This window comes from Deltaproteobacteria bacterium (assembly GCA_030690165.1).
In the GTDB taxonomy this organism is placed as follows: domain Bacteria; phylum Desulfobacterota; class GWC2-55-46; order UBA9637; family UBA9637; genus JACRNJ01.
In genome coordinates this window covers 67,933-78,319 of the sequence record JAUYHF010000009.1, presented here as the reverse complement: position 1 = coordinate 78,319, position 10,387 = coordinate 67,933, and the positions used below count along the sequence as shown (strand labels likewise).

Genomic DNA, 10,387 nt, shown 5'->3' with positions numbered 1-10,387 from the left:
CAAGTCTTACTGCTTCTTCCTTAAACTGCTTATCGTATTTCCTGTTCACTTTCCTTTCTTGCATTTCACACCTCCTTAGGTTATATGATTCTACTATAACCTAACCCTTTGGTGTGTCCACTATTTCGGGGGAGGTGCACAGCCTCCTGATTAAATCTTCTCGCCTGCATGTCGCATACAGGAGTATCAAGCGAAGGTGTTACGCTGATAAGCTTTACCTTGCCTTCAAAGTCTTTTAAACCCTTACCTGTTAATTTATTGTCCAGCGCTGTAAATTCAGGCGCCTTATCTCCGGCCTTGAGTTGAGGGCCGATCAATGTCAATGGATTTCCCTTCATTGTAATTACACCTTTTCGTTCCATATATTAACCTCCTGTTTTAATAGTTTTTTATATCGGAATACACAAAATACATTTCTCCGAAATATAAAATCCATCTTGTGAAATACTATCAGCCTTTCCTTTCAGCCATCTCTTAAGAATAATCTTATACTCGTAATGCATATAGGCCTCCTTTGGTTTTTGTTATCATACCAAAAGAGTTACCTAATTAGTGAGCATGAACAACAGTCCCATTGGAGCTCTTTTCTCACTTGCCCTCCTTATGCCTCTCCCACCCTCCATACAAATCAAAGCTCCTCAACACCCCATCAACGGTTAGTCCGTATCTTTTCAAGGTATCCTCATGCGCTGCAATATTCGGATCATCTACAAGTCCCCGGCAGCCCCAGCAGATGCAGCCGTATGTAACGCAGATAGCGGAGCAGCCTGCCCTTGTAACCGGGCCGACACATGTCATCCCTTTTTCAAATACGCATATATTCCCTGCCATCTTGCAGTCAACGCATACAGGGTAATTAGGAATCTCCGGTTTTTTGCCTAAAAGAAGCGATTTGAGGACATGCAGGAATTCAGCCTTTGTTATGGGACAGCCGTGGATGTAGTAGTCTATAGGAATTACTGCATCAATGGGCCGTGCAGGTATTGTCTCAAACTGTTTATAATGTTTTGGCTTATTTCCGTAAACAGTTTTTATGACATCTTCCATAGAAAATCTGTTCTTAAGGCAGTTGAGTCCGCCTGTTGAAGAGCATGCGCCGAGTGCAACAACGATATTTGCCTTTTCACGTATCTTTTTAACTTCTTTTATCTCATGTTCTCTGCTGACGCTTCCTTCTATGAACGCAATCTCATAATCATCCCTTTTTTCATCAACGGCCTCCCTGAAGTTCACTATATCCACGAGACTTATAATATCGGCAAGCTCGTCCTCGCAGGAAAGGACCTGGAGCTGGCACCCTTCACAGCAGGTGAATGAGAAAAAGGCAATCTTTGGTTTTTGTCTGTTTTTCATGAAAATTTAGGTCAGATATAGCGTTTTTGGTCAGACGTCCCAAGGGGGTAAACGGTTTAGTTTGCTTGTGAAAGGAATATCACAAGGCAGCAGAGAATACAAATAAAAAAAGAAAGAGGTGTTATGTATAAAAAGGTGTTGTTTTTTTATGTGATTTTATGATAGAAAATACAATTATGGAAATGGCAATAGAAAAGAATAAAGAAGTCAGGTCTGCGGCAGAAAGGCATTTTCTTGCCCAGCCCATAGTATATCAATTCGGGATATGGGGGATAGGATATTTGCCGGCATGGCTTTCTTACTGGTTTGCAAGGAGAATAGCAGACATAAGCTATCTCTTCTATAAAAGGATGAGACAGAATGTAAAGAAAAATCTTAAAAGGGTTTTTCCTGAGACAGGCGAAAATGAGATAATGTCATTGGCGCTGAATACCTTTAGAAATTATTCTACCTATCTTGTTGACTACGGTAGATTCAGGTCTATTGATAAGGATTCCCTGCTGGAGGCGATAAAAAGGTTCGACGGCATGGAAAACCTTAATACAGCGCTCGGGAGAGGGAAAGGGGTCGTGCTTTTAACAGGGCATCTTGGAAACTGGGAACTCGGCGCAGTATTTGTCGGCAAACACAATATAAAGATAAATGTTGTAACATTTCGTGACGGCATAGAGACGATAGATGACATACGGGAGAGATACAGGAAACAGCATAATGTAAATACAGTTATCCTCGGCGATTCTCCGTTTGCCACCTTGGAATTGGCCAATGCACTGCAAAGAAACGAGGTTGTGGCCATGCTTGTTGACAGAAACAGCATCGGCTCAGGGAACAGCGTCATGGTAAATTTTTTCGGCAAAACAGCGCATTTCCCGGGAGGTCCGTTTGCCCTTGCAAGGATGACAGGGGCTTCCATCCTGCCTGCGTTTGTAGTTAAAGACGAAAACGGCTATCGCGTGATTGTAGAGAAGCCCGTGATAATAGGAAATGGAGAAGAGAATACAGAACAATACGCCCAGGATATTATAACGTTGTTTGAAAACCGCATCAGGGAGTATCCTGACCAGTGGTATAATTTTGTGGAGATATAAAAAACAGATAATAATTTCCCCGGAGGTTTATTGCATGACAGCTTGTGAAGTTGCTCCTCCCAAAGAATCAGAGTGTTCTGATGACAGATACACATTTTCAGGCACATATACGCCGCCCATTACAACAGGGCTCCCCAAGAGAATAGACTCAATATGCCCTGAATGCCTGAGGGTCATTCCTGCCATTGAATATATAGAAGACGGAAAGGTCATGATTAAGAAGGAGTGTTCCAGCCACGGGATATTCAAAGACCTTGTCTTTTCAGACGCAAAACTCTTTTTACAGATGGAGGAGTGGCATTTTGGCGACGGCCGCGGTTTTTCAAACCCGCACATCACCGGCGCGACAAAATGTCCAAGCCAGTGCGGGATATGCAACATGCATACAACCAGTACATCCCTTGCCAATATTGACATAACAGGCAATTGCAATCTTTCCTGCTCTGTATGCTTCGCCGATTCCAATACAAACCCGTATCAGCCTGATTATGAGGATGTTGTAAAGATGATGCAGAATTTAAGAAACATGAGGCCTGCCCCTGCGGAGGCTGTTCAGTTTATGGGCGGAGAGCCTACAATACACCCGAGGTTTCTGGATATTGTAAGGGCTGCAAAGGATATGGGCTTCAGTCATATACAGACAGCAAGCAACGGTATAAAACTCGCTGACCCTGATTTTGCGATGAAGGCAAGGGAGGCAGGGCTGCAATATATATATCTCCAGATGGACGGCGTTGATGACGAGGTGTTTAAAAAGATAAGGGGCAGGGCGCTGTTAAAAACCAAGCTTCAGGTAATTGAATCTGCAAGAAAGGCAGGGCTGAGGATAATCTTTGTCCCGACTGTTATAAAAGGCATAAACGACCATCAGATAGGCCCCCTTATCAAGTTAGCGTTTGAAAATCTGGATGTGCTTACAGGGATTGCAGTTCAGCCTGTAGTTTTTACGGGGAGATTTGCCGAGGCAGAAAGGCTTAGCAAACGGTTTACCCTTGCGGATATGATACACGAGGTCGGCAAACAGACAGGCATCACAAAGGCATACGAGGACTGGTTTCCATTAAGCGCGATTACGCCTTTTGTAAAGTTGGGTTCAGCCATGTCAGGTCATGCCCTGACCAATCACACCTGCCATCACCACTGCGTCATGGGCACGCTCCTTTTTGTTGATAAAAATAAGAAGGCCACGCCAGGCACGCAGTTTCTGAATCTTCACGGACTTCTGAAAGAAATAAATGAGCTTGCAAAGACTACAAAAAAGAGATGGTTTAAATACTTTTCAGGGGTGAAGGCATTGGGGCTTGTAAGAAAATATTTCAATAGTCAAAAAGCCCCGGCAGGTCTTACATTCCATAAATTCTTAAAGACCCTGGACGGCTATTCAGATAAAAAATATTCATGGTCTCCTGATCACAAAGGCCATACCTATAAGACATTCTTTGTTCTTGGCATGCACTTTATGGATAATTACAACTACAACCTTGAAAGGGTAAGACGTTGCGCCATACATTATTCCGCCCCTGACGGCAAGCTATATCCATTCTGCGCCTACAACGCAGGCTATACATTCAGAAATAAGGTTGAAAAGGCATTTGTTATGAAAGGCCGGAAGGCGGCAGACAATGAGATATAAAAGGTTGAAGGGCGGCCACATAGGGTCGCCTCTACATTACTGCCTGCTGTTTACTGTCTGTCTGCTTCTTTTTCCATTTATCTCTATCAGTAACAGTGAAGATAATCCGGCTGAATCTTTTGGCAAGCCGCTTCAGGCCAAAGAAATGGCAGAGGCTGTAAACAGGCTAAAGGATATTCAGAAGGATATAGATGCCATAAGCGCCGCTGTATATCAGAGAAAGAAAATTCCACTGCTTAAAAAAGAGGTTGAAACAAAAGGCATAATCACGATGAAAAGGCCAAATCTCATTTACTGGGATATAACAAAACCTGAAAGGCATATAACGATTATTGACGGAAAGAATATGTGGGTCTATCAGCCTGATTTAAAAGAGGCGCGAAGATATATCCTCTCAGAGCAATTCGCCGCAAGGCAGACAATGAATTTTTTTTCTTCTGCAATGAATATGTCAATAAAGGAGATGGAGAAGAATTTTGACATCGCAGCGTATAATCCGGGCGGCAATCTTATATTGGAGATGAAACCCAAATCCGTCATGGTTGCAAGGTATCTTACTGCAATACATATCTGGTATAAAGAAGGAGAGGGGGTGCCGCATAAATTTGAGGTGATTGGCAAAAAGGGAGATACTGCTGTCACCGAGCTTACCGATGTGGCATTGAATCCATCTATAAAAGAAAACCTTTTTCACTTTGACGCCCCTGCCGATGTTAATGTCATAACCATAGGAAATGAAGGCCCGGGTTATTAGATTGAGTCCCTATATTGTCAGGGGAGCCGCACTCCTTCTGCTTATTGTTTTAGGCTATATTTATATTCCACATCATGGCGCTGATGATATCAAATCATTTGTTAATGGTTTTGGAAACGCCGCCCCCCTTGCATTTATTATTATTTGTATAATCAAGCCTGTCATATTCTTTCTTCCGTCTTTAGGTCTTACCATAGTAGCAGGTACGTTATTCGGGCCGTGGTACGGCACTATCTATGTCGCTATTGGCGGGGCAGGTTCAACGGTTGTTGGTTTTTACATGACCCGATGGTTTGGCAGAAAATGGGTTGAGCAATTTCTTAAAGGGCGTGAGAAGATGCTTAAAGTTGACGAAAAGATGGAAAAGGCAGGCTTCAAAACAACCCTCATGCTCAGGCTTTTCAGCTTGCCGTGGGATATTGTAAGTTATTCGGCAGGTCTTTCGAGGGTAAAGTTCATGGATTTTTATATTGCCAGCCTTATTGCCCTTATACCGACAAGTTTTATATATACATATTTCGGCAGCACCATCCTTAATCCATTTGGCCCAGGATTTATTTTATCTTTCTCTGCCATAATTATTTTAGGGGGGCTTCCGTATATTGTAAAGAAGGTGAGAAAAGATGCGGGGTAACCACTTCAGGCTGCGGCATTTATATTTTCTAATAGCTGCACTTGTATCTGCGTGTTCTGCTTCAAAGCTGGATCTGTCTTTGGATTTTAAGAATGACAAGTCGCTTTATGTCTCGGCATTTAGAAAGGTGTTGGGGGTGGATGAGTTTATTGATATCAGGCCTCAGGCTGCTACCAGCGATGCAAAGAAATGGTCAGGTTTTATCCCCGGCACCTTGTGGCTTGATTTTATCTCAGAGATACCTGATACATATACTGGGTTTTCATTCTATAATTCAGGCCCGTTTAAAATAGGCTTTGCGCATGCCATATATAAAGATATTGAAGAAGCCAGGCTATTTGAGAAAAGCGTATTTCTTCCAAATGACAGATATGCTTCAATAGATTATCGCTTGGAAGGTATTCTCAACCGCACCACTGTTAGAGAAACCGGTTATTATTATGGTTCGAGCTTTTATGCATGGATTACCCGCATAGTCGGGCTGCCATACGTCTCATATGAATTTTCTTTAGATATAACCCTGAGATTAAGACGCGTTGATAATAATGAGATTGTCTGGATTCATGAATTAAAGGGGGGGAGGGTTGATAAATATTATAATATCTATCAACTGACAGGCGGCAAAGAGGGCAAGCATATTATTTCCTATAATTTTTCAGAAATATTGAAAGAGCAAATGTCTTCTGCTCTGGAAGGAATGAGACTGGCCATGAAAAATCTTTAAAAGAAAGGGGGGATGAACTGCTCAATTAACTAATTCCTCACCGAGGAGAATCCCGCTATTTATGGTGTGGTTCTTCAATAATCAAATAAAAATATCTCAAAGGAGGTGTGTCATGTTATTAAAAATTCGCATATTGTGTCTATTATGTCTTATGCTTCTGATTACAGCTTGTGCTGGTTCTTCTGCATATATGAAACCTTCACAGGTTGCTCTGAATCCAACAAAGGACAAGGCTTTAGTTCGTTTTATGAGACCTTCTGGTTTTGGTTTTGCTATAAATTTCAATATTTGTGATGGAGAAAAGGTTATCGGTAATAGTGTTGCTAAATCTCAGTTTGATTATCTAACTGAACCAGGAAAACATATATTTATTGCTGTAGCTGAAAACAAGGTGTTTTTAGAAGCAGAACTTGAGGCTGGCAAGACATATTATGTAATTACACAGATATATCCTGGGGTATGGAAAGCAAGAGTTGCTTTTATATCTGTTAATAAAGGCTCTGAATTTTGGGATAAAGTTGAAGTGCATGAAAAGGAATTAAATAAGTTACAACCGGATATAGAGGCATTAAAAAACTGGGAAGATGCAAATAAACAAAAAGTTAAACAAATTCTTTCGGAGTACGATGCAAAATGGAAGAAAGAATATCAATGGCCTAAATTAGGTAAAGAGGATGGAAGATAAGAAAAAACTTTTATTGATTTCTCCAATAGCCTCAAATAGTCTCATGGGCGGAGATTTTTATTTTCGCCTGCCCACGCTTGGGCTTTTGAAGGTTGCGGCGCTTACCCCGCCTGACTGGGAACTGAAGATTATTGATGAAAAGGTCGAGTCTCTTGATTTAAATGAAGAGGCGGACCTTGTTGGTATTACTGCCATGACCCCTGCTGTAAACCGCGCCTATGAGATAGCTGACCATTACAGGTCAAAGGGAATAAAGGTCGTGATGGGCGGGATGCACCCCTCAAAGCTGCCTGATGAGGCGCTTCAGCACTGCGACAGTGTTGTAATTGGCGAGGCAGAGGGTTTGTGGCATTCGTTGCTTGAGGATTTTAAAAGAGGCGGATTAAATCCTATTTACAGGCATACCGCATTTCCACCACTGGTAAATCTGCCAACATCAGACTGGAAACTCTACAGAGATAAAAAATATCTGCCTGTCCACTTTATTGAGACAACAAGGGGCTGCCCGCATGACTGCGAATTCTGCTCTGTAACAAATTCCTTTGGCGGTAAATTCAGGAACAGGCCGATAGATGAGGTGGAAAGGGAGATACAAGGCCTTAAACCATTTGACGGCAGATTTATCCTGAAAAATGTTGTGTTTTTTGTTGATGACAACATCATCAGCAACAAGACATACGCAAAGGAGTTTTTGAGACGGATTATACCGTATAATCTTAAATGGCTGGGGCAGACATCTGTTAATATTGCCGGAGATGATGAGATGCTGGATCTATGCAGAAAGAGCGGCTGCATGGGTTTTGTAATAGGTTTTGAATCATTATCCAAAGATAATCTCTCAAAGATGGGAAAGGGTTTTAACAAGCCTGATAATTATTTTGATGTTATTAAAAAGATACATGATTATGGTATCGGTATTGACGGCTCGTTTGTCTTTGGTTTTGACTGTGATGATGAAGGTGTTTTTGAGAGGACAATAGAATTTACCATTAAGGCAAAACTCGAGATAGGATATTTTTCCATCCTTACGCCATATCCAGGCACAGGTCTGTATGAGAAATTGAATTCAGAAGGGAGGATAATAGACCGCGACTGGTCAAGGTATAATACAAATAATGTGGTATTTAAACCAAAAGGTATGAGTCCGGAAAAATTACTTTATGGTTACTATGATGCGCTGAAACAATTTTACTCATATTCGTCTATCTGCAAACGGCTGTGGGGGACAACATCCAAATGGAATTTTTTCCTGCCAATGAACCTTGGTTTTAAACAGACAATAAAAAAAACAGTGAAACGCAGGTTTAGTATCAACAAAAAATTGGTAGCGTTCTAAATTGGAGACTTTGAGGCAAAACAGCCCATAAAATCCCATCCCCACCTTGGTCCTCCCCTTGAAGGGGAGGAAACTATTTTCCTCTCCCCCAGGGAGAGGATGAAGGTGAGGGTGGGGTTAAGTGATTTAATGTCATGAACAGCGAAATAATAATTGAAGTTGAAGGGCTTTATAAAACCTATCCGGGCGCGGCTCAGCCTGCTGTAAACGGCATTAGTCTGGCTATTCGCAAAGGCAGTTTCTTTGGTTTGCTCGGGCCTAATGGAGCTGGCAAGACAACCTTTTTGTCCATGCTTACAGGCCTGCTTAAGCCGGATTCAGGCAGGATGCGGATTGCAGGGCTGGATATCATAGATAATCTCAATGAAATTAAACATCGTCTAAGTTTTGTGCCGCAGGATACAGCGCTGTACCCAGTATTAACTGCCGGAGAAAATCTGGCCTTCTTCGGCAGCATGCAGGGATTAAGCGGTTCTTATCTGCGCCTGCGCGTAGAGGAGTGTCTAACCATTTCTGATTTAAACAATTTTGCCGATTCAAGGGTTGAGACATTTTCCGGCGGGATGAAACGGAGGCTCTCTCTTGTTATCGGTCTTATCCACAAGCCGGACATCCTGTTTCTTGATGAGCCTACTGCCGGCATAGACCCGCAATCCAGGCATTTTATTTATAACACCCTGCGCAAAATGAATGCGGAAGGCATGACCATTGTTTACACAAGCCATTATATGGAAGAGGCGGAAGTGCTTTGCGATTATATAGCAATCATAGACCATGGTCGTGTAATTGCGCAAGGTGAGACAGGGCATCTCCTGTCGCAGCATGGGGCCGCCAATCTTGAACAATTATTTCTGGCGCTCACAGGGACAAGGATCAGGGAATGAACCCAAATCCCGATTTAAGGTTTGGAATGAATATGCATAAATTATTAGCTTCCATAAGCAAAGAGGCAAAGATAATTATCCGGGACAGGGAGGCGCTTCTCCTCCTTTTTGTTATGCCGCTGGCATTTGTCCTTATTATGTCGCTGGCCATGAGGGATGCGTTTAAGGAAAAAGGCGGTGTGATATTTCCTATTGTAATCCTTGATATGGACGGCGGACAAGTAGGCCGCGAAATCATAAACGCCTTTTCCAACACAAAGTATTTCAGGGTTGATACCTCACCGAACAATGAAGAGAGAGTCAGAGAAGATATTGCAAGGGGCAATCATAAATTTGCCGTTATTATACCTGCTGAGACGACCCAAAAGGCAGTTCGGAGGGCTAAAGCGCAGATGGGAACGACTAACTATAAACAGGCCGGGGCCTTATCCATTCGTTTAATGGCTGACCCGACCATACAGGCCGTTCACCGCAGTATTGTGATATCTTCTTTGAATCGCATTTTACAGGGTATTGAGACAAAAATGCTCATAGAGCAATTTGCAGCCATTGCTGAGGAGGCCGCTGGAATCAATATCAACATACAGCAGGGCGAAGCCGCTAAGATAATAAGAATCTTTAGCGAGGTGACAGACGAATATACCGGCAGCGCCGGCGGCAATGCCATGCCAACATCAGTGCAGCAGAGTGTGCCTGCGTGGTCGCTGTTTGCCATGTTCTTTCTGGTAATCCCGCTGTCTGTAGCATTTATTAAAGAAAAACAACAGGGTAGTCTCTTAAGGCTGAAATCAATGCCTGTCCCCGCATGGGTGGTACTGGCAGGGAAGATGATACCTTATTTCGTTATCAACCAGCTTCAGTTTGTCTTCATGATGCTGGTGGGTATGTATCTCCTTCCGTTTTTGGGCGGAGATGCGCTTGAAATAGGCAATGGGCCAGGCGGGATAGCGCTCCTTACAATATCAGCCAGTTTTGCGGCTATAGGCTATGGTTTACTAATAGCCACATTCTGCAAGACATCGGAACAGGCCACAACCATGGGCGGCACATCCGTTATTATATTCGGCGCCATAGGCGGGATCATGGTGCCTAAATTCGTAATGCCTTCTTTTATGCAGAAGCTTACTGTTATTTCCCCGATGTCATGGGGTTTGGAGGGTTTCGTTGATATCTTTGTAAGAGGCGGAAATATAAATAATGTGTTGCCTGAGGCGTCCATGCTGTTTTTATTTGCAACAGTATGTTTCAGCATAGCGGCGCTGCGGTTTAGATTTATGTTTAGGTAGGAGGGTTATA

The 10,387-nt window shown here is 42.7% G+C and carries 10 protein-coding genes and 1 pseudogene; 9 read left to right on the top strand and 2 right to left on the bottom strand.

The features are described 5' to 3' along the window. Window positions 1-140: 140 nt before the first annotated feature. Window positions 141-362: pseudogene (locus Q8P28_03080) on the bottom strand (redoxin domain-containing protein). Between the two features lie 226 nt (window positions 363-588). Next, entirely contained in the window at window positions 589-1,353 is a 765-nt protein-coding gene (locus tag Q8P28_03075) for an NADH:ubiquinone oxidoreductase (GenBank protein MDP2681778.1), read from the bottom strand. 158 nt (window positions 1,354-1,511) lie between these two features. Here Q8P28_03075 and Q8P28_03070 point away from each other — a divergent pair, with 158 nt between their 5' ends. The 9 genes from Q8P28_03070 to Q8P28_03030 all read left to right on the top strand — a co-directional run bounded on the left by Q8P28_03070 (window position 1,512) and on the right by Q8P28_03030 (window position 10,377). Then, complete coding sequence (locus Q8P28_03070; GenBank protein ID MDP2681777.1) at window positions 1,512-2,441, top strand: hypothetical protein; 930 nt, start codon at window positions 1,512-1,514, stop codon at window positions 2,439-2,441. 34 nt (window positions 2,442-2,475) lie between these two features. After that, entirely contained in the window at window positions 2,476-4,074 is a 1,599-nt protein-coding gene (locus Q8P28_03065; GenBank protein ID MDP2681776.1) for a radical SAM protein, read from the top strand. Further along, on the top strand, window positions 4,064-4,828 hold the full coding sequence (locus Q8P28_03060; protein MDP2681775.1) for an outer membrane lipoprotein carrier protein LolA: 765 nt from the start codon (window positions 4,064-4,066) through the stop codon (window positions 4,826-4,828). The genes Q8P28_03065 and Q8P28_03060 overlap by 11 nt, the downstream gene beginning before the upstream one ends. Then, the gene (locus Q8P28_03055; GenBank protein ID MDP2681774.1) at window positions 4,809-5,462 is read left to right on the top strand and encodes a TVP38/TMEM64 family protein; all 654 of its coding nucleotides are present in this window, start codon (window positions 4,809-4,811) and stop codon (window positions 5,460-5,462) included. Before Q8P28_03060 ends, Q8P28_03055 begins: the two co-directional genes overlap by 20 nt. Continuing rightward, complete coding sequence (locus Q8P28_03050; GenBank protein MDP2681773.1) at window positions 5,452-6,186, top strand: hypothetical protein; 735 nt, start codon at window positions 5,452-5,454, stop codon at window positions 6,184-6,186. The genes Q8P28_03055 and Q8P28_03050 overlap by 11 nt, the downstream gene beginning before the upstream one ends. A 112-nt stretch (window positions 6,187-6,298) precedes the next feature. Then, complete coding sequence (locus Q8P28_03045) at window positions 6,299-6,871, top strand: hypothetical protein (GenBank protein MDP2681772.1); 573 nt, start codon at window positions 6,299-6,301, stop codon at window positions 6,869-6,871. Continuing rightward, the gene (locus Q8P28_03040) at window positions 6,861-8,207 is read left to right on the top strand and encodes a radical SAM protein (GenBank protein ID MDP2681771.1); all 1,347 of its coding nucleotides are present in this window, start codon (window positions 6,861-6,863) and stop codon (window positions 8,205-8,207) included. Before Q8P28_03045 ends, Q8P28_03040 begins: the two co-directional genes overlap by 11 nt. A 134-nt stretch (window positions 8,208-8,341) precedes the next feature. After that, window positions 8,342-9,091, top strand: coding sequence for an ABC transporter ATP-binding protein (locus Q8P28_03035; GenBank protein MDP2681770.1), 750 nt, complete (start codon window positions 8,342-8,344; stop codon window positions 9,089-9,091). A 32-nt stretch (window positions 9,092-9,123) separates the two neighbouring features. Next, the gene (locus Q8P28_03030) at window positions 9,124-10,377 is read left to right on the top strand and encodes an ABC transporter permease (protein ID MDP2681769.1); all 1,254 of its coding nucleotides are present in this window, start codon (window positions 9,124-9,126) and stop codon (window positions 10,375-10,377) included. Window positions 10,378-10,387 lie beyond the last annotated feature (10 nt).

Bases quoted from the DNA above. Each gene is read 5' to 3' on its own strand.
- Q8P28_03075 (MDP2681778.1), bottom strand. From the start codon at position 1,353: ATGAAAAACAGACAAAAACCAAAGATTGCCTTTTTCTCATTCACCTGC.
- Q8P28_03070 (MDP2681777.1), top strand. From the start codon at position 1,512: ATGATAGAAAATACAATTATGGAAATGGCAATAGAAAAGAATAAAGAA.
- Q8P28_03065 (MDP2681776.1), top strand. From the start codon at position 2,476: ATGACAGCTTGTGAAGTTGCTCCTCCCAAAGAATCAGAGTGTTCTGAT.
- Q8P28_03060 (MDP2681775.1), top strand. From the start codon at position 4,064: ATGAGATATAAAAGGTTGAAGGGCGGCCACATAGGGTCGCCTCTACAT.
- Q8P28_03055 (MDP2681774.1), top strand. From the start codon at position 4,809: ATGAAGGCCCGGGTTATTAGATTGAGTCCCTATATTGTCAGGGGAGCC.
- Q8P28_03050 (MDP2681773.1), top strand. From the start codon at position 5,452: ATGCGGGGTAACCACTTCAGGCTGCGGCATTTATATTTTCTAATAGCT.
- Q8P28_03045 (MDP2681772.1), top strand. From the start codon at position 6,299: ATGTTATTAAAAATTCGCATATTGTGTCTATTATGTCTTATGCTTCTG.
- Q8P28_03040 (MDP2681771.1), top strand. From the start codon at position 6,861: ATGGAAGATAAGAAAAAACTTTTATTGATTTCTCCAATAGCCTCAAAT.
- Q8P28_03035 (MDP2681770.1), top strand. From the start codon at position 8,342: ATGAACAGCGAAATAATAATTGAAGTTGAAGGGCTTTATAAAACCTAT.
- Q8P28_03030 (MDP2681769.1), top strand. From the start codon at position 9,124: ATGCATAAATTATTAGCTTCCATAAGCAAAGAGGCAAAGATAATTATC.